This is a genomic window from Tolypothrix sp. PCC 7712 (assembly GCF_025860405.1).
GTDB classification, from domain to species: Bacteria; Cyanobacteriota; Cyanobacteriia; order Cyanobacteriales; family Nostocaceae; genus Aulosira; species Aulosira diplosiphon.
Genome location: NZ_CP063785.1, coordinates 1,641,530 through 1,665,511, shown reverse-complemented (window position 1 = coordinate 1,665,511; position 23,982 = coordinate 1,641,530). Strand labels below are relative to the sequence as shown.

The following is a 23,982-nucleotide window of genomic DNA, read 5'->3' as shown; positions in this document are numbered from 1 at the left end:
CAGGGAAGAAGAAATAAAAGTGTACTTAGGTTTTTTCAAAAATCAAATATGAGTCCTATATATATCTATTGACAGACTAACAAAACTGAGCATAATTGCTAGCAAAATCTCACTGGCAAATGCTGTAAATGATGAAGTAGTAAAATATGAAATTCAACCTTGAATATAGTTTGGATAATTTTGTGAGCTAGAGAACATGCTAGTAAGGTCAAAAAGCCAGGAAGAAGAATTACATGAGCTAGGGCAAGACACAAAAGCATCTAAAAAATGGTGGGCAACGCTAGGCATTGGCATTGGCGTATTTATCTTTGCCTTAGATGTATATATAGTTAACCTGGCCCTGCCAAGTATGCTGGAATCACTCCACACTAGCTTTGCCACCATTCAATGGGTGGTTTTAAGTTATTTATTGGCGATCGCTATTTTTGTGATGAGTGCCGCAAAATTAGGCGATATGTGGAGCAAGAAGCGACTATATATTATTGGGCTAGTAGTGTTTACCCTCAGCTCGCTATTTTGTGGACTAGCGCCTAATGTAGGTGTTTTAATTGCCTTTCGCGCACTTCAGGGGTTAGGCGCTGCTTTTATATCGGGACTGGGAACAGCAATGATTGTAGAAGTGTTTCCCCCCGAAGAACGTGGATTAGGGTTAGGTATCAGGGCAGGAATTTTTGGGTTAGGAATTATGTTAGGCCCCACAGCTGGGGGGTTGCTGATTGGTTTAGGGGGTTGGCCCTTAATCTTTTTGGTCAATGTTCCCATTGGAATTGTTGGCATTTTGCTGGTAGCGCGTTTAGTGCCTCCTTCTAAAGTTGGTGTTGTAAAACAGCGCTTCGATGCCATTGGCACGCTAATTCTCACCCTAACATTAACCTGCTTTACATTCGGGATTACTTTATTACAAAGAGAAGGTTTTAACTCTCATACAGCTATCACTTTTTTGGTTTTATCGGTCATCAGTTTAGCTTGCTTTTTAATTGTGGAAGCCCATATATTAGAGCCGATGTTAGATTTGCGAATTTTTCGCTCTCTAGAAATTAGCTTGGGTTTAGCACTACGTTTTATCGGCAATTTTGTGATGGCAGGGGCAATATTTATCTTGCCGTTTTTTCTAGAATTAGTGCAGCATTATTCCACAGAAAAAACAAGTTTATTACTAGCAATTCCACCGATTCTCATAGTGCTAACAGCACCGATTGCTGGCATACTTTCTGACCGCTTTGGCCCCAGAATTATTAGCTTAATCGGCCTAGTGTTAATGGCTGGTGGTTGTTTGCTAATTAGCAACTTTGATACAGAATTAACTGTACCGAATTATATTTTGGGCATTATTCCCTATGGGTTGGGAGTAGGAATGTTTCAATCGCCCAACAATAGCGCCATTATGGGAGCCGCACCTAAAGGACAATTAGGGATTACCTCCGGATTGTTGTCATTATCGCGGATATTAGGACAGACAGCAGGTGTACCGCTTGTTGGTGCTTTATTCTCCTTAGTGGCGATCGCTAGTAACCAACTCACACCCAATATCGATGTCACCCATGCACCTGTGGAGGCTTTAGTTTTTGGCACACAGGCTACCTTTCGTGTCATTGCAGCTTTGTTGATGGCTTCAACCGTGATGGCAGTTGGTTTGTGGTGGCTGGAACAAAAAAAGGTCAACTCCTTTGGGGAATTAAAAATTCGTTTGGGCAAATTTTAATGTCAAACTTTTTGCAAGATTCAAAATTGAAAATTTAAAATCAACCAAAATAATACCTTTTTTATTAGCGTTTTAGGGTGGGCAATGCTCACTCTATTTTTTTGATAATTTTTACGTATTTTATTAAACTTAAATATTAGCGATTAAGTGCTTTCTGGATTTAGTAGCATGGGCACGGCATATACAATATTTGGGTATATTCCATTATCTTAATGGTGCCGTGCCCCTACATATAATTTATCTGTTGCCAACATTATTTAAATTGGTATTACCTGTTTGTACATCATATCAAAGAGGCGTGAATAATGTAGTATATGTATGCCTTTTAATATACTCATATATGCATATATTTTAAGGTTATTATCTCAGCATTTAGATGCATGGAAAAGAATTTATCCTAATGTTTAAATGCTAGTAAAAGATAGTGTTTACAGTACAAAGTAGAAATTTATGGAAAATACATTAGTTGATAAAACCTTCCGTGATAGCAATGGCAATATTGTGATAGCTCAGAAGCCCAACTTACCATTGATTGTCTGGATAGTGGCGAGTTTACTATCTTTTCTATTGACAAGCGACCCAATTAATACAGTATTAAATGTAGTGGCTAATGGCGCATCGTTTACTTGGGCTTGGCTAGAATTATTTCAAGGCGTGAATTATTTTCGTAGAGCATTAGGTCTTGTAGTATTAATTGGTATTATTGCTTGGCAAATTTACTATTGATTGTAAGTGTAGCGGTGCAATTAAAGATAGCTGCTAATCGCTGTCATTAGGTGCGGATGCGTTACGCTATCGCTAACGCATCCTACGTGAGCTTCAACAATCAAATATGAGTTCTATAGACGAAAATTATCATTAATTAGACTAAAATTTGGATGACTAAATAGCAGTTGATTTCTTTGAATGAATCCCTACAATATTTTTCATCAGACCGAACTTCAGCGTGTTAGTGATGGCATAACCAGACCCCTGCTAGAAAATTGCGATCGCGCCTCACATATCCTTATTTTAGTCTGTCCACAACTTGGGGATTTTGACAGTCTTGAATATGCGTGGTGGTTACAGCGCGAAGCTAAAAAATTGCCTCCTGAAAAACTCGCCATTCGTGCAGTGGGAATTGGCGATCGCGCTTCTGGAACAAAATTCTGTGAATATACGGGATTTCCACCCCAAAATTTATTTGTTGAACCAAACGCAGAACTACACAAGCAACTAAAACTTTATTCTGGGCTGAATCTTGGTTTACCTGGATTTTCGGTTACTGGGAAAGCTTGGCTAAATCTCATATTAATGTGTGCAGGGTTTGGCAGTCCAGGAACCCTAAGAGAAGTTTTTCGCGGATACAAAGGCGATCGCCAAGCCCCGCAACTGATTGAAGATGATGAAATTATTCAAGGTACTCCTCTACCTGCTTTTAAAGGCTCATTTTTCAAATTAGCTGGTGGTAGTGGGTTTCAACGTCCCTTTGAATTAGCTACTCTCCGCCTACGGAATATGGTGGAAGTTCTCAGCAATTGGCAGACTTACGTACCTAATTCTACCTACTTAACTCAGCGTGGGGGAACTTTTCTGTTTGATAGCAAAGGCCAGTTACTTTACGAACATCGAGATCCGGGAATTCTGGGATTTGCTGTAAATATGAGTCAGCCCCTATCATTTTTATCTGCGATCGCAACAGATAGCTTGACTTCAACACAGAACTAATACACAGATGGGGGAAAGGTTAAAGGGTAAGGGTTAAAGGTTTTTATTTTCCTTTTTCCATTCCCCTTTTTTCCTTTAACCAACAAGTATTGGCTGAAGATTCTTAAAAAAAGACTTGAACACTAGAGTAAAGAAGCTTATTATGGGCTGCAAACTATAGTAATTACTCACCCATTTTTTAATAACTATATAGATGTGAGCCTATCTAGTCCCCTACTATATATAGGTTTTAATTTTTCTAATTTCTATTTGGATTGCGATCGCTTAATTTTTCTTTACATATTTCTGTGTGATTTGCTCAGAAATTGGGATTAATAAAATTGATTCAAATATATAGAAGCGCTTTGAAATCCAGTTTTTTCTTTAAAAATCCCTCTTAGAGTAGTTGCAGCAAAAGGAAACTAATGCAGAGCAATTGCTCAAAATTTTGAAATACACCAAATTCCAACTACTATGACTTACTCGTAGGAAATTTTATTTTTAATTTAGAACTCACATCTAAAGTCATTGCTAAATTAACTATTGAGAGTTTTCCTGATATGCTTGGGTCTCTAAAACTTGCCATAGTAAATTTAACTTGATGCTCTTTTGATTTGACTTTAAACGAACTCAGCCATAAAAAACCATAACTATCAAAACTACTGGCTGACTATCTTATTAAACCGAATAGACTCTGACTGATTTTGCAGCTATTTACCCCAATAGTTCTAGTTGTTGCCTGACTAGAAATTTTGGAGTCGAACTATGCCAAAAGGATGAGAAATAGCAAGACAGATCTATCTTAAATACTATACCTTAAGGATGAAATGAAAGAATAGCTAAAATTTATCCTTTTAATTTTAGCGTTGATCCCCAATGGTTTTTTGTCAAAATTTATCATGTCTACACTCTAACGATCATGTAAATATATAACAAAATTATAAAAATATCCTGAAATTAATTTTTTACTTGGGATCGCTAAAACCTATACACCATAATCACTTATGGCATTAATCAGGTTTTCTATATAGAAGGAAAATATAAACAAATAAATTTAGACCGCAATATTAAATAAAAGAAGCACTCACATGAAACCTAATAAATTTTTGACATCTGCTTGTAGATATTGTCGCCATTACAATCCCGAAGGTCGCCGTGGTGGAATGTGTCAGCAGTTAGGCGCACCAGTTCAAGGAAGCTGGAAAGCTTGTTCTTTGGCACTACCACCGTTTGCGCCTTCTTGGGAAACTTTAGAAGATGCTTGGAGTCTACCAGATGCTACCCCAGTTGTAGTTCCAGGTGGAAATTTACCTTCAGAGTTGGAACCTACCAATATTATTCCGGTTGAGGTAACTGCTATCTGTAATGCTGAACAAGCAAGAACCGAGACAGTGCTAATTTAGCTATCTTTTAGCTATCTTTCAGTCATCTATATATTCCCCGACTAATACCAATTTTGGATTTTATATGTAGGATTGGTAAGACTGAATAGTTAAACCAATTTGGTATAAGTTTGTATTCTGTGTGAAACTTAAGATTTACCTTTAAAATTTTTAGTCTTGTAACAATCGATTAACTTATAAAAAAATCGCACCTTGGTTAAAGGTGCGATTTTTACATTTTTATGGTAACCAAGGGAAATCGCGAAAATTTGGGGGACGCTTCTCTAAAAATGCTTGTTTACCCTCAGAACCCTCTTCTGTCATGTAATACAGTAGAGTGGCATTGCCAGCGAGTTCTTGTAAACCTGCTTGTCCATCACAATCAGCATTAAATGCTGACTTGAGACAGCGGATAGCGATAGGGCTTTTTTCTAAGACTTCTTGTGCCCATTGAATCCCTTCCGCTTCTAATTGTTCTACTGGGACAACGGTATTTACTAAACCCATTTCTAGGGCTTGTTGGGCATTATATTGACGACAGAGAAACCAAATTTCTCGGGCTTTTTTTTGCCCAACGATGCGGGCGAGGTAGCTAGCACCAAACCCACCATCAAAGCTGCCGACCTTGGGGCCTGTTTGCCCAAAAATGGCATTATCAGCCGCAATCGTTAGGTCACAAATTAAATGTAAGACATGGCCACCACCGATCGCATATCCCGCTACTAAGGCAATTACCACTTTTGGCATGGAACGAATCAGGCGTTGTAAATCCAGCACATTTAGGCGCGGGACACCAGTATCATCTACATAACCCGCGTGTCCCCGGACGCTTTGATCACCACCCGCGCAAAAAGCATACTTACCATCAGTATGTGGGCCTGCTCCTGTAAATAAAACTACGCCAATAGTTGTATCTTCGCGGGCATCACAGAAAGCATCATACAGTTCAAAGACTGTTTTGGGGCGGAAAGCATTACGTTTATGGGGACGATTGATGGTGATTTTGGCAATACCATTCGTTTTTTGATACAGAATATCTTCGTAGGTTTTGGCAGTTTGCCAGTTAACTTGCATTGCTATGAAGTCGGCTATTGTGCTTGAGAATTTTATCGCAGACCAAGGGACAAGCGATACCTGCGATAGGCTACGCCTACGCTAAAATTAGTCTCTCCAACCTTTACAATCAGGGCTGGTAATTAAATCGCTGTAGAAAAATGCGCCGAGACTCCATCTTTTACAAATTATTCAAGCAATTTCCAGGATTATTGTTTGAATTGGTAGACTCACCACCACAAGATGCAGCTAACTATCAATTTGAATCGGTTGAGGTGAAAGAAACAGCTTTCCGGATTGATGGAGTATTTTTACCCCCTGACAATTCTGCTTCCAAAGTAGTCTTTTTTGCGGAGGTGCAGTTTCAAAAAGATGAAGACCTATATCACCGCTTCTTTAGCGAATTATTTTTGTTTCTCTACCGCCACTCCATCCGTTACGATGGCTGGTTTGGAGTGATAATTTTTCCGTCTCGCAGTCTTGAACCCACGAATTCTACAATTCACCGTGCTTTGTTGGAGAGTAATCAAGTCCGGCGAGTCTATCTGGATGAGTTGGGGGATTTACGACAAAAACCTTTGGCAATTGGGTTAATGTTGCTAACAAATATTACCTCTGAAGCAGAAACAGTGGAAGCAGGGCGATATTTGCTAGAGCAAGCACAGCAACAGTCAGAGCAAGCAATAATAGATTTAATAACGACGATTCTACTCTACAAGTTTTCTACCTTGAGCCGGGAGGATATTGAAGCAATGTTGAGATTGAATTTGGAAGAAGAACCACGGGCTATTCGGGACGCGAAAGAACAAGGACGTGAAATAGAAGCGCGATCGCTAATCATCAAATTATTAAACCGCCGATTGGGTAATATTCCAGATGTTCTGCTGTCTCAAGTTCACGCATTATCGCTGGAACAGTTGGAAGCTTTAGCTGATGCTTTGTTGGATTTTTCTACTCTTGCGGATTTGGAAGGGTGGTTACAAGATTAAGCAAGAGGGTAAATCTCACGCAAAGTCGCCAAAAGAAGCGCGATCGCACTCATAGCATTTCACTAGATATTCATTCCCAATTTAGGCAAATTCTGCTGTCGCCATAAAGCATCTTTTTGACGATTTGTCTGTAATTCTAAAACCCTAATTCCCTGATTTGGAAGTGGGTTTAATTTTTGCTGCAGCTGCGGACAAGAAGTAATTAATTGATGCTCTACACCATAGGTAGCGCACAGTTGGGCAAAATCAATATCCTGGGGAGTGCCAAAAAACTCTTCAAATGGTGGGTCGAATTTCGCAATGGGTAGCATTTCAAAAATTCCACCACCATTGTTGTTAATTAACAGAATCGTCAAATGTCCGACAAATTTATTACGGATTAAAAAACCGTTGGTGTCATGCAACAGTGCTAAATCCCCAGTTAGCATTACACTGCTGTCATGACGATGGGCCATTCCTAAAGCAGTAGATAATGTACCATCGATACCATTTGCACCTCGGTTAAAATGCGATCGCACTGCTAAATTATTTGGTTTCCAAAAAAACTCTACATCGCGCACAGGCATACTGTTGGCGATAAATAACGGTGTTCTAGGCGGTAAAATTTGCGAAAGCAACCAAGCGGCTTTACCCTCAAACAAATCTTCCATTTTCGCCAAAGTTTGATCAACAGCCTCCCTGACTTGCGTTTCTGCTTGACACCACAGTTGCAAGTAATCAGGAAGAGAAGCGAAAGATTTTTCCCCCTTGTCTTCTTCCCTTGTCGCCCAATCTTCAATATTCATCCGCAAATGAATCGTCCTCCCATGCAGGGGGTCAAGGTTTTGGTCACTGGGGTCAATTACCCAACGTTGCGGTTGTGTACTAGTTATCCAATTACGCAGTTCTTTACTTGTAGGCATTTCTCCTACTTGAATTACCATTTGTGGTGCTAGCTGTTTTGCTAGTTGGGGATTTCGCAAAATCTGGTCGTAGGTAGAAATTAAATAGGGATTGAGGTCGGCGTAATTTCTGAGTGGGGAAAGTCCCTCGGCTAAGACTGGCCATTTAAGAGTTTGGGAAAGTAGAGCGATCGCTCTACAATACTGCTGTGGTTGTTTTGGTTGAGCAATACCAGCAATAATAATGCCGCGATCGCATTGTTGCCATTCTGAGGGGATGGGTAATGGGTAATGGGTAATGGGGAATGGGATGGGGTTGGTGACGGCTGCAAAAAATTCTTCTGGGTGAAATTGGGATTCTAAGTAGCTGAAATCAGTTCCATCGGGAATGGGTGCTAGGGGGTCGCGCAAAGGAATATTTAGATGTACTGGCCCCTGGCTAGGAGTTTGGGATTTTTCCCAAGCGTGGATGATTGTTTGTCGCAGATAAGCTAACATTCCGATGTCTGGGGAAGGTAAAGCTAACTCTGTTTGCCAGTTAGGATAAGTGCCATATAATTTCACCTGATCTATCGTTTGACCAGAATGGCAATCTCGTAGTTCTGGCGGTCTATCGGCAGTTAATATCAGCAAAGGTACGCGGCTTTCTCTAGCTTCAATAATCGCCGGATAAAAGTTAGCCCCAGCAGTACCAGATGTACATACGAGTACTACAGGCTTACCACTGGCTTTAGCTTGTCCCAAAGCAAAAAAAGCCGCAGACCGTTCATCTAAAATTGAAATTGCTTCAATATCAGGCTTCTGCTGGGCAAAGGCGACTGCTAGCGGTGTAGAACGTGAACCTGGACAAATCACAGCACAAGTCAACCCCAGGCGCTTTAGCGTCTCCGTTAAGATATCAGCCCAAAGTTGATTAACATTTTTACAGGCGATCGGCATTCAAGCAAACAGAGCTATAAGTTAGCAGCGTTGGTAACCAGCGCCATAGCATTTTTGCATATTTTTCAGGGTTATGAGTCTATTGAGTGCTGAGTGATGGAGAAGAGAGATGAGGGGGATGAGGGGGATGAGGGGGATGAGGGAGATGGGATGAGGGAGATTAGGGGGATGAGGGAGATTAGGGAGATTAGGGGGATGAGGGAGATGAGGGGAAATAACAAATACCCAATTACCCATTACCAATTACCCAATGCCCAATGCCCCATGCCCCATGCCCCAAACTAACGTTAAAATCCAAAATGCAAATTTCGCGCTGAGATTATGGACTGCATTCATTTAACGGGAATTCGAGCCTATGGTTACACGGGGTATTTACCTGAAGAACAGGTATTAGGACAATGGTTTGAAGTAGATGTTAAGTTATGGTTGGATCTGAGCAAGCCTGCTCAAACTGATGCGATCGCAGATACTCTAGATTATCGCAGTGTGATCAGCTTGGTACAACATCTCGTGAAGTCATCCAAGTTTGCTTTAGTAGAGAAGTTAGCTGGTACAATTGCAGACTCTATCCTCCAAGATTGCGATCGTGTTACTCAAGTTCAAGTAACACTCAGTAAACCTGCTGCACCTATCCCAGACTTTGGCGGAAAAATTAGCATTGAACTGACAAAAACTCAAGCTATTACCTAAAACTTACTATGGCAGTCCAAAGTCAAACGTGAGCAAAATCTGTTTCTCAATATCTTAGTTGAGTTGCTTCTTTTTCTTACTCAGTCAATTAGGACTGCTATAGATTTTTTTTATGGTTTTAGGGAATTTTTAATGATTTATCCTAATGTGTCCCTTCGCCATACATGGTGCTGACAATTTTTTCATTGGTAGGGCTTTTTGCTAGCTACTTTTGTGCCAGCAGTTAACATAAAAATTCTGCAATTAAAGGCTTTCGCCATTAACTAGTTTTATTTCTCATCTTTTATCATGCCTGGCATCAGATTTTCCGGATGTTTTAAGTAATATTTTTTTATCTATTTATTTTATACATCCAGCAATTTATCTATTAACTATTTAAAATGAGCAATTCAGGCTTTATCTTTTACGTCTATATAAATTTAATGTGTACTATTATACATTAATAAAGTTATATATTCAGTAATTTAAAAGCCTTATTTCCTATAGTTAACTAATAATTAAAAACTGTATCAAAAAAACAAGTCTATTTAGCAAGAGAGCGCCAGAATGCTTGCATTGACTTGATATATCTCGCAATTACTTATATTGTTTTATTCAAAAGTAATTTTATTAACCTGTAAGTAAATTGTAACCGTACGTATATATTGCATTTTTAGTAATTTTTAATTATTAAGAATTTCTCAATTTCTAAAATATGTCTTTGGTTTTTTGTAATTGTATGGTAATTTACATTTCTCAATTGTATCTTGAGTTATGAACTGGATATTAACTGTATCAGTAAAAGCAAAAGACAATGATTGAAAACTTAGTGATTATTTTAGTCAAGCAACTACACAGGTAGATTAGAGATTGATTATCATAGGATTATTAATTTTCAGAGTGAGTAGAGACTGAAAATAAAATCGGAACCTTAGCCAACAGATTAGCCTAACATGTTCGACCACAAAATCCTAGTTGTTGAAGATGAAAAATTCCTAGCTTTAGACATAAGAAATAGTTTGCAGAAGTTAGGATATTCCGTTCCAGAAATTACTGCTTCAGATGATGATGTCCTCCAGAAAGTAGCAGAGACAAATCCACATTTAGTATTAATTGATATCTGTTTAGCAAGGGAAATCAATGGTATCAAAATTGTGGATATTATCCAAAACCACTTCCACATACCCGTTTTATATTTAACGGACTATTCGGAAGAAATTAAATTACATCAACAGCAACTAAGTGAGCCTTTCGGTCATATTCCGAAACAATGTGCTGAAAAAGACTTACATTTTGCTGTGGAAATGGCTATTTACAAGCACCAAATCAGCAGGAAATTTGAGGAGGAAAGACAAAGGCTGACAGCAATTATTAATAGCATGGGCTGTGCAGTAGTTGTGACATACGCTAATGGCCGTATCCAAATGATGAATCCCGTAGCGGAAGCACTCACAGGTTGGAAGCAAGAAGAAGCCTATGGCAAGGATTTAGTAGAAGTTGTCAGCCTAATTGATAAAGATATGGATGAAGTAATAATAGATAATTTAGCTACACAGGCAATCCAAGCAGGTGAAGTTTTAAATCTCCCAGACAACTGCACCCTGCTGGCCAAGGATGGGAAAAAAGTACCGATTGGTGATTGTGTAGCACCCATCCGTGATTTGGATGGAAACATTAGTGGTGCGGTTTTAGTGCTTCAGGATATTACTAAACGCAAGCAAATAGAAGCCCAACTGTTGCGGAATGCTTGTCATGATGCACTGACTGCGCTACCCAATCGAGTTTTGTTTATAGATCGCCTCAGACAAACAATCGAACGTAGCAAACGGCGGAACGACTACAATTTTGCCGTTTTATTTTTAGATTTAGACGGCTTCAAAGGAATTAACGATCGCTTTGGTCACTCCATAGGAGATGATTTTTTAGTAGCGATCGCGCGCCGCTTAGAGTCATGTTTGCGTAGTGGTGACACCGTAGCCAGGTTTGGTGGTGATGAGTTCGCTGTACTGATAGAGGATATCAAAGATGTTACGGACGCTACCAATGTAGCCAAACGTATTCAAGAATCTTTAAGCATCCCACTCAACATTAATGGATATCAAATATGTCCCACAGCTAGCATTGGTATTGCTTTGAGCGGTCATGGTTATGACGAACCACAAAATCTACTCCGTGATGCTGATATTGCTATGTACCGTGCAAAACGTCAGGGAAAGGCGCGTTATGGAATATTTTGATCGACTGTTATAGATAGTAGCCTGTGCCACAATCATCCATTAGCTAGTTGTCGGGTAACTCTCTATTTAGTTATGAATAGGACAGCATTGGTATGACTACAGTACTTATAAGCAATTAAGCTTATGATTGCCAAGTCAAGAGGAAAATCTAAAATAATTCTGAATTTTCCCTATGCTATCAATCCTATTTGAGGAGATCTAAAAATTCTGTTATGGAAAAGACAGAAAAGCAGAAAATGCTCTCCGGCGAATTATATCTTGCAGAAGATGCAGAATTAGCAAGTGATAACAAGCGAGCCAGTCGTCTCTTACGAATGTACAACGCTACAACAGAAGAACAACAAGAGCAAAGACGACAAATTTTGCAAGAATTATTCGGGAAGATAGGGAAAAAAGTATCTATTGTGCCGCCATTTCATTGTGACTATGGCAGTAATATTTATGCTGGCGATGGATTTTATATGAACTATGGTTGTGTAATTTTAGATTGCAATACAGTTCATATCGGTGACAATGTGTTGTGCGCCCCTTATGTGCAAATATACGCTGCTTACCATCCCACATCACCGGATATTCGGCTTTCTGGTAGAGAACTAGCTGCCCCAGTTACTATTGGTAATAATGTCTGGATTGGCGGTGGTGCAATTATTTGTCCTGGTGTAACAATTGGTGAAAATACTACTATTGGTGCAGGAAGTGTAGTAGTCAAAGATATACCAGCAAATGTAGTTGCTGCGGGTAATCCTTGCCGCATTATCCGGGAACTATAAATCTATTTTGGATTTTAGATGATTGAAAATTTTAGAAGATTTAAAATTTCACATCTAAAATCTAAAATTAGACAATTTGGAAAAAAGAACGCAACAGATGGGTAGGGCACAGCACCAGTCATATATTTGATATGCCAAAATATTGTGGATGCCGTGCCCTTAAAAAAAATTGATCGGCGAGTCTGTGAATGTAGAATCCCCGTCACTCAAGTGAGGGTAGTTTCAAGACATCAAGCACTAACGATATAAGGCGAGTTAATCGCCGCTACACGACCGGCATCGACTAAAGCTTGGTAAACTAGCGCCACTACCTCAGCGCGTGTAGCATCGCGGGTAGGGTTGAGTTGTTTGGGGTTGGGGTAATTGACGATAATTTTCTTGTCTAATGCTTTTGCTATTTCATCCTTGGCATAGTCAGGAATCTTAGCTTGGTCATCAAATTGGAAAGATGTTGTATCATCCGCAGATAACCCCAGCCCATTCACCAACGAGACGATAACTTGCACGCGCTGGATATTTTGATTGGGGTGGAAAGTCCCATCAGGAAAACCAGCTAAAAACAGACCTTGGTATGCTTGTTGAATTACTTTAGCTGCCCAAAAGTCTGCTGGTACATCCTTAAATTTGCTAGCAGCCCGGTTGGGAGATGGGTTGAAAGCCTTGACTAATAAGGCAGCATATTGCGCCCTAGTCATTGTCGCATCAGGTTTAAATGTGCGATCGGGAAAACCGCTAACTATTTGCTGTTTTACTAATTCCCGAATAAAAGCAGCAGCCCAATGATTGCCAATATCGGTTAAGTCAGTAGGTGCAGGTGTTGGTGTTGGGACTGGTATTGGGGTTGGTGTTGGGGTTGGTGTCGGCGTTGGGGTTGGTGTCGGCGTTGGGGTTGGTGTCGGCGTTGGGGTTGGTGTCGGCGTTGGTGTGGGTGTCGGCGTTGGTGTGGGTGTTGGCGTTGGCGTTGGTGTTGGTGTCACCGGACTCGCTGCGAACTCTATGCTACCGCTGACTTTAGTTGGGTCGATTTGATTTCCTACAGATATCAATTTATTGCTACCTGCATTTTGCAAATCAAATTTACCGTTGTTGCGTAGGACGTTACCCCCAGGACTAATAGCGTTGCCTAAATCTGGTAAGGCGCTGGCAATCACTGTTAGACCATCATCAGTGTTTTTTTCGCTGAAATTATTACGTAGTATAGGGCGTGCTGTCCCAGAAATAACAATTCCAGAGCGATTTTCAGATATTTTGTTATCTATGAGTGTGGGTGCAGCTGCATCGCTAATGGCAATGCCAAAACCTGTTTTGAAGAAGGTGTTACCTTGAATTTGCCCTTTAGCATTTTTCGCTATAGAAACACCATTAGCAGCATTTTCAGAAAACACATTGCTGAGTATCTCTGGATCAGCATCGCCAGTCGCAAACACTCCCTCACGCTTAGATTGAGTAAACGTGCTATTTGCAACTGTTGGTCTACCAGATTCTACCCAGACAGCAGAACCACGACTAGCTGGATTTGTTACAGTTACACCCCGCAGTTGTGCCCCATTCAGCATCACAAATGTGACATTTTGTCCTGCAAAAGTACGGCTGAGATAGTTACCACTACCTTCAATTAAAATACCGCTACCTTTATTGGCTTCATTACCTACTACCGTTACCTCAGATGCCACAGTTAGCGGGAAAACTTCACCAGTAGTTGCATTGTAAGTACCTTCTGCCAGTTGAATTTTGGTGCCTGGAGTAGCAACTTTGAGAGCTTTGGTAATAGTTTTAAAGGGGGCTTGTTGAGTACCAGAGTTGTTATCATTGCCTGTCCCTGGATTTACGTAAAAATTTTGCACCATATTTATACTGCGAAAAAAGACATAGATATACTAGCGCTAACTATTGAACTAGGTAGCAATTCCTAAAGATTAAATCGCAACATTGACTTCCAGCCTATGATGATACATTCCGCAAAAATCTAGAAAAATAATTGCTTGATTTTAACTGGATACAGCACACAGGGTAGTTGTAAATGCTTGTTTTTCGTAGTTAAAAACCTTTGGTAGAAAGTATTGCCAGAATTTTTAGTGAATATAGGTGGAGGCGATCGCGCTTACAAAAATTATGTTTTCTTATCTTTTCGCCAAAACATCAATGAAAAATCAGTAATATTTTTTAACCAAAGTAGGGTTTCAGCAATGATATTCCTTCTCTTCATCAGAAGTTTTGTAGATAACCCCAGACAAATCGTTAATTCTTAAGGTACTATCCCAATACTGCTCGGTTAAAGATTTTAAACTCTTAATTTGGTTTGGGGTAAGGGGAAACCTTTCACCCTTACCCTTTTGCCCTTAACCGATCAGTCTTAGAGGATGTTTGAAAAGTTTTGAGGAGTTAAATTTTATGCTAATCGCCGAACCATAATTCGGATCATGGCAAGGTAGATAAACGTCTCCGATGTTTCGGGTAATAGCTCATAGTCTCTGACTAGTCGCCGGCATCCCATCAACCATCCAAAAGTACGTTCAACGACCCACCGTTTTTTAAGTACAGTAAAGCCCTTGGTTTGTTCTGGTCGCAGAACAACCTGCACAATCCAACGACAAAAATTCATTACCCACTGCATAAACGGTTCCCCATCAAAGCCGCCATCGACCCAAATGGTTGTCAATCGAGATACTTGGTTTTTAGATTTTTTGACTCTTTTGAGAACTTTTTTACCTCCTTCACGCTCACCTACATTGGCAGCTGCAACCAAGACCCGCAAGACTAAACCCAAGGTATCGACTGTTATGAATCTCTTGCGCCCTTTAATTTTCTTGCCTGCATCGTAGCCCACGGCTTTATGTACCATTGCAGCAGTTTTCACACTTTGACTATCGATGATTGCCTCTGATGGACTCGGGCGGCGCTCAATATCGATTCTCGTCCACTCCCGCAAATGGTCGTGGATGTTCAACCACGTCCCGTCTTTACGCCAGTTGCGAAAATATGTATAGACTGTCTGCCAAGGAGGAAAGTCGCCTGGTAAGGCTCGCCATCTCACTCCTTCTACCAGGATATAAAAGATGGCATTGAGGACTTCCCACATCTCAACTTCGCGAGGACGACCACCTCTTTTTGGTTCTGGAATTAAATCACTAATACTCACCATTCGCGTAATCCAAATCGGAAATAATTAATTCCCAAAAAACCATGAAATTCCTACTATATATAGCTTTGGTTTTGGTAATCAGAATAGAAAGCTTACACTTACCCGATTTCCCTCAAAGATTTCAGTAGGAATCTGAATGTATCGGTGCGATCGCACCGTCATCGCACTGTGAACTAACCACGCCTCTAAAGGGTATATGGATAAAAGTTTGATGCGATTAATCCTTTTGTTGTAAGCCTTTTAACCATTTTGATGAATTCTTTATTTTCAGAATCGATTACGCGAACGATGAGCTAATAAGTTCATATTGAACATGGGTCAAGTTGCTGGGGTATGCTTTACTCATGTCACTCTCTCGGTGCTGTGTCTTTCACTATTCGCAGCTTACACTGAGAGAGTTTTTTTACAAACTACCCGACTTTTCAAACAACCTCTTAGGTGCTATCCAAAACCTTCCCAAAATAAAAAATCCCAGAGGTGCAAACCCCTGAGATTTCTTGATAACTAACTAGGTTTTTTAGTTATTGAATTATCTCTGGCTCCAAGTTCTGACTCCAGCTCCAGATTCCGTTGTTACTGTGTCAGCACTAAAATATTCTTTAGCATGATAGAAATCATTGCTAGACTCATTTTTCTCATTGATGCCATTCACTAATAAACCTAAGACATTTTGACCGGAGCGCTGTAACAATTCTTTGGCATTATTAGCGCTGTTAGAATCAATTACCCCGGGACGAGCCACTAGTAAAATGCCATCAGTCATGTGGCTTAAAGTCACAGCATCAGCAGCCAACAATAGAGGTGGAGCATCAATAATGACAAAGTCATATTGATTAGAGAATTCTTGAATTAATGTCGCCATCCGTTTAGAATCCAACAAAGCTAATGGATTAGGAGGTCTAACCCCAGCTGTTAAGACATCTAGATTTTCAATGACGTTAGATGCAGCCGTTTTGAATTCAGCTTCACCTACCAGTACTTCACTCAAACCCGCTGTATTAGTAATTTGCCAGAGATGATGCTGTGTCGGAACTCGCATATCAGCATCAATTAATAAGACTTTGCGTCCTAATTGCGCGATCGCAGCTGCTAAGTTGGCGGAAACTGTAGATTTACCTTCTTTGGGAACTGCGCTACTCACCACAATGGTTTTGAGTACCTTATCTGAACTCAGGAATCTCAGATTAGCCTGAATCATCCGGTAAATTTCGCTAGTTAAGGAACTAGGTGAATCGATAACTGCAATTTCTTGAGTAGCTATCTCTGTTTCGCGATAACGAGAGCGAATCTTTTTCGTAGATGAGGGTACTATGCCTAATAAGGTATAACCAAATATTTCTCTGATTTCCTTCAGTGTTTTCAGAGATCTATCTCTGGTTTCTAAGAAGATGACAGCAGTGGTGGCTAAAAATGCACCTAATAAAACACCTAGCACCAAAATGAAAGGTTTCAGTCCTAATGTTGGTTTGATGGGGACAGAACCTTTAGCAATGATTCGAGCATTTGGTGTATTATTGTTTTCTGCTAATTGTAATTCTTGAACCTTTTTTAAGAGAGTTTGGTAGGTTGATTGGGCAACTTCCAATCTCCTTTCTAGATCCCTTTGTTGTTGTTCTAGTTGGGGTATGATTCTTACCCTTTGTTCGTAAACAGAGCGAGAATTGTACAACGAAGTCAGTTTTTGTTCTAAACCTCGACGTTGAACTTCTGATTGCAGAAAATCTCTAATGAGGTTTTGTTTGGTTTCCCCTATTTGTAGGGTTTTTGGTGGATAATTGACTGGCCCAGCACCAGTTTGGCCAATTTCTTGTTTGAGGAGAGCTTGTAAGTTAGTTTTCCTTTGTTCTAAGTTAATAATTACTGGATTATCATCTAAGAATCGGCTGCGTTCGCTGGCTAATTGTCTGTCTATGTCTTGCAGTTGAGTGAGAATTCCTTGTACCGCAGGTGACTGACTGACAGCACTTGCCGAAAGAGCCTCTTGAGAATTTAAATTTACTTTTTGACGCAGTTCATTAGTTTGAGCAGTTGCTTGATCGAAGTCAGCTTTAACACCGTTAATGTTACTGTCTAAATTGCCAATAATTGCAACTGCAGATCGCGTCTCCTCTGCCAAATCTACGATGTTATATTTTTGTTTAAATATGCGGAGCGCCGCTTCCGCATCCTGAACAGCACTTCTATTGTTAGGAAGTTGTTTAGCCATAAATTTGCGTGTTGCTTCCGCTTCGGCGCGATTGGTGAGAATATCATTCTCTAAGTAGAGATTCATCACGTTGTTAACTACTGCGGCCGCTTCTTGAGGGTTAGGACTTTGATAGCTAACTAGCAACACATCTGTGCCACCAATTATTTTAATATTTAGGGCTTTTTTGAGTACTTCTGGTGTTAAAGGTTTACCTTCTTTGTTTTTTAGTTGTAGTTCATCTATGGTTTTTTGCAACAACAAAGGTGAAGTGATTACTTCTATTTGAGTAGTAATCGGGTTCTGAGTTGATACTAAAGGTCTTAAGTCCCCTCTAGCTTGACTTTCGCTAGGTAAGAGTTCAGATCCCACGACATTAAAAGTGGGTGTTTTAAATAATAGTTTGCCTTCTGCTTCATAGGATGGCTTGAGCAATGTTGTTGCGACAACACTAAGAGCCACTGTCGATGCAAAGATACTGGCTGCCGGTATCCATTGCCGTTTCACCATCGATAAATAACGACTCAAGTCGAAATCAATAGATTCTCTTGATTCCATAGCTCATCCCAACAAAAAGTTTTCAAAAGTGCAGGTTCAAGGCAATGAAGTAAACAACTACTTACTGGATATGGGCGTTAAATATTACTATTTAAATTAAGACTACTATCTAATTAGTATCAGTAGTATATACTAATTAGATTAAAAAACCATGAAGTTATTGATAAGAGCTGTTATTGGTTTCAGTAAAAATACTAAAACTTAGCGTTTAGGCGCTTTGTCAAAAGCTCTGGCGATCGCATTCCATGCCAATTTCGGTTTGAAGTCAGCATCCCAGGCTAAGGGTCTGACTGCTGCGCCATCTTTACGAGCTTGAAATTCTGCCAGCCAAGTATGGCGATCGCTCAATCCCCAATTGATCACAGTGTTAACTGCTGGTACTTCTAAGACTGCACCTAGATAATCTTCATAAGCTGCAGCAACTATGCGATCGCGAACAGCCACATCCGCAGGTAATTCTTGGTCTATGACATCCAGCTCTGTCACCATGATTTTAAGACCCAAGTCAGCCACTTCTTTCAAGAATTTTTGTAATTTTTGAGGATTAAAGCGAGTTTCATGAGCTAACAGATGAGATTGAATGCCAAAGGCATGAATTGGGACTTCTCTAGATTTTAAATGCTCGAGTAACTTTAAAACGGCATTCCTTTTCGCTTCATTTTCAGGAGTGTCATATTCCAGCCCATAGTCGTTATATACTAATTGAGCTTTGGGGTCTGCTTGGGCTGCAATCCGAAAAGCCATTTCAATATAATCTGGCCCCAAAAACTCTAACCAAGGCATCTTTCGCAAACCTCTAGAGTATCCATCCTCGACTGCGATCGCTTCATTGACCACATCCCAAGAATGCATTTGTCCGGCATAATGACCCATCACTTTTTGAATGTGTTGTGTCAAAAACTGCTTGGCATTTTGCTTGTTAACTGTCTCTTTAAACCAAGCAGGCAAAGACATGTACCATACTAAAGTGTGTCCGCGCAACAACATCTTATTATTGCGTGCAAATTTGGCGAACCAATCGCCCCGCTTAAAATCAAAACTATCGGGAGTTGGACGTAGTAAATCCCACTTAAGAAAGCCAGCAACTAACATTGAGCATTCTCTGACCAGCAGTTTTGCTAGCTCTGGCTCTGCTTCTAAATTTAAAGTGCCGCAATCTGCCCCATAAATTAACCCCTTACTAGCAGCACGGATTTTTAAAGGAGTTTGTCCTACTACCTGAAAGTCTCTGCGTAAAGGCGATACAGGTATAGTTTTCTTTGGGGGCATTGCTTTGCTAATTGTCAAAGCACCTATACTTGCCGCTGTTCCTAAGCCTAAGTACAAGAATCCTCTTCTATTCAGCATCCTATTTCTTACCATTTCGCATCATCCTCATGTTGTGAGCTAAGTTTATCGATTTGAAAATAGGGACTGGGGAACTTGGGGGGTAGTGGGGATCGGGGATGTATGACTGGGAAAAATGAAGATGCACCTTTTGACTTATGACTCTATGATCCTTGACCCTTAACGTTCTAGGCTACACAGTTGATCACTGCTACTGGATAGATTCACGCCTTATTAGAAATGTATTCTTGCCAATTGTTTAATTTATCATTGGCTTGCAAACAAACCAGTAGGTCTACACAAAATGCGGTGACTGCTACAGGCAAAAACAGCACTGCCTTATGTAAGGATAATTGCAGCAAGCTATTAAATCGACGTAACAGCAACCATGAGGGAATTACCCAACCGCTTTTTTGGGAAACGTTGGCTTGGATTAACTTGCTGACCCATAATGGATCTTGTTCATTGCGAGCTTTGATAATTGCACCTGCATCTTGGTGCTGGTTGCAGATGGCTTGTAAGTCTTCATAAATCAATGTGTTGATGGTGTTAGCTAAAATCAACCATCGTTCATGGCGGAGTAAGCGACGAATGTCAGTATAAGCTTCAAATACATGGGATGCAGAATCAGCACGTACCACCCGTTCTGGTACTTCTGGGGAAGTTAACAAGTTGGTCACAACCATCTTCCACAAAAAGCCGTCTTCTACTTCAATACCTTTGGGCATCCAAATTCTACGTAATACGTCAGCCCTAGCACAATAAAGCTGCCCGCAAATCCAGACTGATTTAGCTCCTGATACTTTAGAAACAGCCAGCGATAGCTGATCTATTAAACTTTTCTTCTCCTTCAGGGCTACATCCTTGACTAATGTATCTACAGATACACAAGCATGAGGATTGACTTCCAGAGCTTCTACCATTGAATGCAGAGTAGTAGGAGCCAGAAATTGAATATCCGCATCCATCAGGAATATGTAATCGGCACTGGGGTCAGAAAACTGATGGACGTAATTATTCCAAGCATTAGGCTTACCTGCTTCTTTAACTTCGCAGACTTTTCCAGAAACAGCAGGATTAACGGTAGACTGAACTAACTTTTCTAATGTGGTACGTGCGATCGCATCTGTCTCATCAGTGCAACCATTGGGTACTACCACAATTTCAATTGCTGTATTACTATCAGCTGTTTGAAATATACTCTGTGCAAATAAAGATTGCAGTGTGTTGCTAATACAATTAGCTTCGTTATAAGCAAGTATACCAATACTAATTTTCACTCTTCTACCCTCTGATTATTTATTGATGATTAGTTCAACATTAATGTCTGAAAACGCTGCTTCAATACCAGCCAAATAAATGTAGGATTGCCCAGGATATATCGCTTCCACAAACGGCTAGGTTCAACTATCAGCCGAAACAACCATTCTAGACCTGACTTTTGCATCCAGACTGGCGCTCTTGTGACCATATCAGCCACTAGCTCAAAGCTTACGCCAATACCAACAGAAATTGGTACTTCTAACTCTTGATAATTCTGAGCTATCCATTTCTCTTGTTTGGGTGCTCCCAATCCTACAAATAGAATATCGGGAGAGGCAGCTTTAATTTTAGAATTAATTGCGGCTAATTCTTCTGGCTGGTTTTCAAATCCATAAGGGGGACAATAAGTACCCACAATTGACAGATTTGGATGTCTAGCTTTGAGCTTTTGTTTAGCTTGATCTGCTGCTCCCGGACGACCACCTAATAAAAATATCTTTAACCCTTTTTCTGCTGCTACAGCACAGAGCTTTTCAAACAAATCTGTGCCGTTCACTCTGCCGTTTAAGGGGGTTTGCAAAAATTTAGCGGCCCATAAAAGAGATACACCATCTGGTACTACTAAAAAAGCTTGGCGGTAAATTTCTCTAAAATAAGCATCTTTTTGTAAAGTTAAAATATGCATAGCATTAGGAGTAACCACATATTCGGGCTGACTCCTAGAAATCGCATGATTGACAATTTGGCTAGTAACTTCCTCAAAACTATATTTATCTATCTCCACACCACAAATATTAATTCTCATGCAGTATCTCCTCAGTTGGATGAAAGTTAGATATTGAATAATAGGTTTCGGCTAAATTATGACAATAATTTTTAATATCAAACGGCTCAACATTTTTTCTAGCAACTTTCCCTAGAGCCAGGCGTAAACTTTCATCTGCAATTAATAATTGTATCGCTTGCGATAGCTCTTGTATATTTCCCGGGGTAACTAAAAGACCATTTTGCTGGTTAACTATTAATTCAGGTATACCCCCAACAGGTGTTGCAATTATGGGTAACCCCCAGCCCATAGCTTCTAAAATAGCCATAGGTAGACCTTCGTTATAGGAAGGCAAAACAAATATATTGGCTTGGGATAATAGCTCATTCATTTGTTTTGCATCAATCCAACCTAAAAAAGTTACCTTCTCTGTTAGGTTGAGATTATCGGCTAATTCTTGTGCTTTGCTAATCTCACCATCTCCTGCCAAAATCAACTTGGTATGAGCTTTTTGGCTATCAGGCAATTTAGCAAACGCCTCAATTAAATCAAATGCACCTTTACGTTGACCTACCCGTCCACAAAAAACTAAATTTAGCTGAGTAGAGTTAGCCCGATTGGGAATTTCAGCAGGTATTTCTGTGGGATTAGGCATCACAATCACTTGTTTTGGATTTAATCCTAAGTTGCTCACATAATAGTCTTTCCAAGTATTGGAAAGCACGATAAATCCTTGGCTTTGGCGAAATACCCAACTGACAGTTTTTTGTGCCCATAGCGGTAATTTACTGTAAGTTACATGAAATTCTGCCCCATGAGCGTGCATTAATACAGGCTTGCCAAATATTGCTGTTACAATTAGCAAAATTGCTTTACGTAAAACACTCCCTCCATCTGAAAGATGAATATGTACAAGGGCAATTTTTTGAATTGTCAGACACCAGATTAACTTGATTAAAGCTTTAGTAAATACTATTAATCTGTGGACAATTGAACCTTCATCGTGGCTAGTTATATGCTCAATATCTATAAGATAATTAATATAATTAATTATTAATTTCTCAGCAGTTGCAATGCCTCCATTCTGTTGAAGACTTGCGCCAATCATCAATATTTTAATTTTATTCATGATTTAAATTATTAAATAATTTATTTCAAATAAATTTCTGTTTATTTAACTGTTGATTATGAGTTTTTGGTGGTAGTAATACTGTGAGTCCTACTGCCACATATAGCACCCAAGATATATCATTTTGCACCATAAATGTTGTTTCTGTCATATTAGCTAAAAAGATATATGTAATGTAAATACCAGGCCAAAAAGCATCAACAGTTTTGGTTTGATAAACCCAAATAAATGACCGTATTAAACTGAATGTAAAACCTAATGCACATAATAATAATCCTAAAATTCCTACTGTCAGCCAAATATCTAACCATCCATTGTGAGCATAAGGTGCTTTCCAACCAACTGCGTACCAAACATTAACAGCTTCACTATTTTCCCCTAGCCAAAAAGCACCGTAACCATAGCCTAGCAAAGGCTTTTTCCAAATCATATCCAATACAGCCAACCATAGATCTGTACGACCACTGAGGTTAGAACCTTTACCGAAAGAAGCCAGGATACTATCGCTATTTGACTGCAGGATGATAAATAAACTGGCAAATATAGAACCAAAAAAGCATAAGGCGGGAATCATCATATCTAATCGCAAGCGTAATCCTCGAAAGAAGAAGAATGCGAACATCATATTCCCAAAATTTAAAAGAGATGATGTTGATCTTGTCATTAACAACATGATTATTGACAATCCAAATCCCAACCACAAAGGCAGAGACCTTTCTTTCTTGTCAATAGCAAGTAGCAAAAATACCAGCGCACTTAGCATCATGATAATGCCACAAGAATTTTTATGAGGGTAAATACCCCGCCAAGCTCCAGCATGTACCCCACCCATTACACCATATTTGGGTAATCCTACAGAAAACATCAAACTTAAAATAACTGCTAAACCAAATGTCCATGCCAATAACTCGAGCTGTTCTTTGAGGGTATAACGTGTAGCTAAGTAAATTCCAAATAAACTTGTTCCTACTAATCCAATAGCTCTAGTCTGTGTAGTAGTTGGGTCATAAGACCAAAAAATAGAACATACTGCAATTGCCACTAAACTCCAGATAAATTTATCTTTGCGGAGTAGATAAATTACTTTTTTCCAGCGAGCAATCAGCAGCAATAGCGTAATTGCATAAATAATGATGAACAGTATCCGAACTGGGATAGAGTCAAAATCCTGGACTAGAGCTTCTCCCTCACTTTGACCACCCATCAATATCAATACTAGTGGCCCACCTGAATAATGTAACAGGGACAAAACTGTGAATGCTCGCTCAAAAAATCCCAAAAGTTTTTTCATATCCTGATACTGAA

19 protein-coding genes are annotated in these 23,982 nt (G+C 39.8%); 9 read left to right on the top strand and 10 right to left on the bottom strand.

Annotation, left to right across the window (positions count from 1 at the left end; all coding sequences use genetic code 11):
* Positions 1 to 196 precede the first annotated feature (196 nt).
* From HGR01_RS06705 to HGR01_RS06690, 4 genes are all read left to right on the top strand, one after another.
* On the top strand, positions 197 to 1,702 hold the full coding sequence (locus tag HGR01_RS06705) for an MFS transporter (protein ID WP_045869215.1): 1,506 nt from the start codon (positions 197 to 199) through the stop codon (positions 1,700 to 1,702).
* A gap of 450 nt (positions 1,703 to 2,152) precedes the next feature.
* A complete protein-coding gene (locus tag HGR01_RS06700; RefSeq protein WP_045869216.1) occupies positions 2,153 to 2,428 on the top strand; it encodes a hypothetical protein in 276 nt (91 codons plus the stop codon).
* Between the two features lie 180 nt (positions 2,429 to 2,608).
* Positions 2,609 to 3,409, top strand: coding sequence for a peroxiredoxin-like family protein (locus HGR01_RS06695; RefSeq protein WP_045869217.1), 801 nt, complete (start codon positions 2,609 to 2,611; stop codon positions 3,407 to 3,409).
* A 1,067-nt stretch (positions 3,410 to 4,476) separates the two neighbouring features.
* Entirely contained in the window at positions 4,477 to 4,791 is a 315-nt protein-coding gene (locus tag HGR01_RS06690; protein WP_045869218.1) for a hypothetical protein, read from the top strand.
* A gap of 219 nt (positions 4,792 to 5,010) precedes the next feature.
* Here HGR01_RS06690 and menB read toward each other — a convergent pair whose 3' ends face one another.
* Entirely contained in the window at positions 5,011 to 5,844 is an 834-nt protein-coding gene (gene menB / locus HGR01_RS06685; protein ID WP_045869219.1) for a 1,4-dihydroxy-2-naphthoyl-CoA synthase, read from the bottom strand.
* 140 nt (positions 5,845 to 5,984) lie between these two features.
* On the opposite strand from menB, the gene HGR01_RS06680 reads away from it, so the two are divergent.
* The gene (locus tag HGR01_RS06680) at positions 5,985 to 6,812 is read left to right on the top strand and encodes a DUF2887 domain-containing protein (protein ID WP_045869220.1); all 828 of its coding nucleotides are present in this window, start codon (positions 5,985 to 5,987) and stop codon (positions 6,810 to 6,812) included.
* 62 nt (positions 6,813 to 6,874) lie between these two features.
* On the opposite strand, the gene menD is transcribed toward HGR01_RS06680, so the two are convergent.
* Complete coding sequence (menD, locus tag HGR01_RS06675) at positions 6,875 to 8,632, bottom strand: 2-succinyl-5-enolpyruvyl-6-hydroxy-3-cyclohexene-1-carboxylic-acid synthase (RefSeq protein WP_045869221.1); 1,758 nt, start codon at positions 8,630 to 8,632, stop codon at positions 6,875 to 6,877.
* Positions 8,633 to 8,728: 96 nt separating this feature from the next.
* Between menD and HGR01_RS06670 the strand changes: the two genes are divergently transcribed.
* The 4 genes from HGR01_RS06670 (at position 8,729) to HGR01_RS06655 (ending at position 12,308) form a co-directional block, all read left to right on the top strand.
* Positions 8,729 to 8,917 carry a hypothetical protein gene (locus HGR01_RS06670; protein WP_264265690.1) on the top strand — a complete coding sequence of 63 codons (189 nt, stop codon included), beginning with the start codon at positions 8,729 to 8,731 and terminating at the stop codon, positions 8,915 to 8,917.
* A gap of 36 nt (positions 8,918 to 8,953) precedes the next feature.
* The gene (folB, locus tag HGR01_RS06665; RefSeq protein WP_045869223.1) at positions 8,954 to 9,322 is read left to right on the top strand and encodes a dihydroneopterin aldolase; all 369 of its coding nucleotides are present in this window, start codon (positions 8,954 to 8,956) and stop codon (positions 9,320 to 9,322) included.
* A gap of 932 nt (positions 9,323 to 10,254) precedes the next feature.
* Positions 10,255 to 11,538, top strand: a complete 1,284-nt coding sequence (locus tag HGR01_RS06660; RefSeq protein WP_045869224.1) for a diguanylate cyclase domain-containing protein — start codon at positions 10,255 to 10,257, stop codon at positions 11,536 to 11,538.
* 212 nt (positions 11,539 to 11,750) lie between these two features.
* Positions 11,751 to 12,308: a sugar O-acetyltransferase gene (locus tag HGR01_RS06655; RefSeq protein ID WP_045869225.1), complete on the top strand. Its 558-nt coding sequence runs from the start codon at positions 11,751 to 11,753 to the stop codon at positions 12,306 to 12,308.
* A gap of 230 nt (positions 12,309 to 12,538) precedes the next feature.
* Here HGR01_RS06655 and HGR01_RS06650 read toward each other — a convergent pair whose 3' ends face one another.
* The 8 genes from HGR01_RS06650 to HGR01_RS06615 form a co-directional block, all read right to left on the bottom strand.
* Positions 12,539 to 14,155, bottom strand: coding sequence for a DUF1565 domain-containing protein (locus tag HGR01_RS06650; RefSeq protein WP_045869226.1), 1,617 nt, complete (start codon positions 14,153 to 14,155; stop codon positions 12,539 to 12,541).
* A 542-nt stretch (positions 14,156 to 14,697) separates the two neighbouring features.
* Positions 14,698 to 15,450 carry an IS5 family transposase gene (locus tag HGR01_RS06645; protein WP_045869227.1) on the bottom strand — a complete coding sequence of 251 codons (753 nt, stop codon included), beginning with the start codon at positions 15,448 to 15,450 and terminating at the stop codon, positions 14,698 to 14,700.
* Positions 15,451 to 15,979: 529 nt separating this feature from the next.
* Complete coding sequence (locus HGR01_RS06640; RefSeq protein WP_045869228.1) at positions 15,980 to 18,193, bottom strand: GumC family protein; 2,214 nt, start codon at positions 18,191 to 18,193, stop codon at positions 15,980 to 15,982.
* A 201-nt stretch (positions 18,194 to 18,394) separates the two neighbouring features.
* Entirely contained in the window at positions 18,395 to 19,555 is a 1,161-nt protein-coding gene (locus HGR01_RS06635; protein ID WP_045869229.1) for an endo-1,4-beta-xylanase, read from the bottom strand.
* Positions 19,556 to 19,743: 188 nt separating this feature from the next.
* On the bottom strand, positions 19,744 to 20,799 hold the full coding sequence (locus tag HGR01_RS06630; protein WP_045869230.1) for a glycosyltransferase family 2 protein: 1,056 nt from the start codon (positions 20,797 to 20,799) through the stop codon (positions 19,744 to 19,746).
* A gap of 29 nt (positions 20,800 to 20,828) precedes the next feature.
* Positions 20,829 to 21,587, bottom strand: coding sequence for a WecB/TagA/CpsF family glycosyltransferase (locus HGR01_RS06625; RefSeq protein WP_045869231.1), 759 nt, complete (start codon positions 21,585 to 21,587; stop codon positions 20,829 to 20,831).
* Complete coding sequence (locus HGR01_RS06620) at positions 21,577 to 22,677, bottom strand: glycosyltransferase family 4 protein (RefSeq protein ID WP_045869232.1); 1,101 nt, start codon at positions 22,675 to 22,677, stop codon at positions 21,577 to 21,579. Before HGR01_RS06620 ends, HGR01_RS06625 begins: the two co-directional genes overlap by 11 nt.
* 25 nt (positions 22,678 to 22,702) lie before the next feature.
* Positions 22,703 to 23,968, bottom strand: coding sequence for an O-antigen ligase family protein (locus HGR01_RS06615; RefSeq protein ID WP_045869233.1), 1,266 nt, complete (start codon positions 23,966 to 23,968; stop codon positions 22,703 to 22,705).
* Positions 23,969 to 23,982 lie beyond the last annotated feature (14 nt).

Bases quoted from the DNA above. Each gene is read 5' to 3' on its own strand.
- menD (WP_045869221.1), bottom strand. From the start codon at position 8,632: ATGCCGATCGCCTGTAAAAATGTTAATCAACTTTGGGCTGATATCTTA.
- HGR01_RS06670 (WP_264265690.1), top strand. From the start codon at position 8,729: ATGGAGAAGAGAGATGAGGGGGATGAGGGGGATGAGGGGGATGAGGGA.
- HGR01_RS06660 (WP_045869224.1), top strand. From the start codon at position 10,255: ATGTTCGACCACAAAATCCTAGTTGTTGAAGATGAAAAATTCCTAGCT.
- HGR01_RS06700 (WP_045869216.1), top strand. From the start codon at position 2,153: ATGGAAAATACATTAGTTGATAAAACCTTCCGTGATAGCAATGGCAAT.
- HGR01_RS06615 (WP_045869233.1), bottom strand. From the start codon at position 23,968: ATGAAAAAACTTTTGGGATTTTTTGAGCGAGCATTCACAGTTTTGTCC.
- HGR01_RS06625 (WP_045869231.1), bottom strand. From the start codon at position 21,587: ATGAGAATTAATATTTGTGGTGTGGAGATAGATAAATATAGTTTTGAG.
- HGR01_RS06650 (WP_045869226.1), bottom strand. From the start codon at position 14,155: ATGGTGCAAAATTTTTACGTAAATCCAGGGACAGGCAATGATAACAAC.
- HGR01_RS06680 (WP_045869220.1), top strand. From the start codon at position 5,985: ATGCGCCGAGACTCCATCTTTTACAAATTATTCAAGCAATTTCCAGGA.
- folB (WP_045869223.1), top strand. From the start codon at position 8,954: ATGGACTGCATTCATTTAACGGGAATTCGAGCCTATGGTTACACGGGG.
- HGR01_RS06635 (WP_045869229.1), bottom strand. From the start codon at position 19,555: ATGGTAAGAAATAGGATGCTGAATAGAAGAGGATTCTTGTACTTAGGC.
- HGR01_RS06695 (WP_045869217.1), top strand. From the start codon at position 2,609: ATGAATCCCTACAATATTTTTCATCAGACCGAACTTCAGCGTGTTAGT.
- HGR01_RS06640 (WP_045869228.1), bottom strand. From the start codon at position 18,193: ATGGAATCAAGAGAATCTATTGATTTCGACTTGAGTCGTTATTTATCG.
- HGR01_RS06705 (WP_045869215.1), top strand. From the start codon at position 197: ATGCTAGTAAGGTCAAAAAGCCAGGAAGAAGAATTACATGAGCTAGGG.
- HGR01_RS06690 (WP_045869218.1), top strand. From the start codon at position 4,477: ATGAAACCTAATAAATTTTTGACATCTGCTTGTAGATATTGTCGCCAT.
- menB (WP_045869219.1), bottom strand. From the start codon at position 5,844: ATGCAAGTTAACTGGCAAACTGCCAAAACCTACGAAGATATTCTGTAT.
- HGR01_RS06645 (WP_045869227.1), bottom strand. From the start codon at position 15,450: ATGGTGAGTATTAGTGATTTAATTCCAGAACCAAAAAGAGGTGGTCGT.
- HGR01_RS06655 (WP_045869225.1), top strand. From the start codon at position 11,751: ATGGAAAAGACAGAAAAGCAGAAAATGCTCTCCGGCGAATTATATCTT.
- HGR01_RS06620 (WP_045869232.1), bottom strand. From the start codon at position 22,677: ATGAATAAAATTAAAATATTGATGATTGGCGCAAGTCTTCAACAGAAT.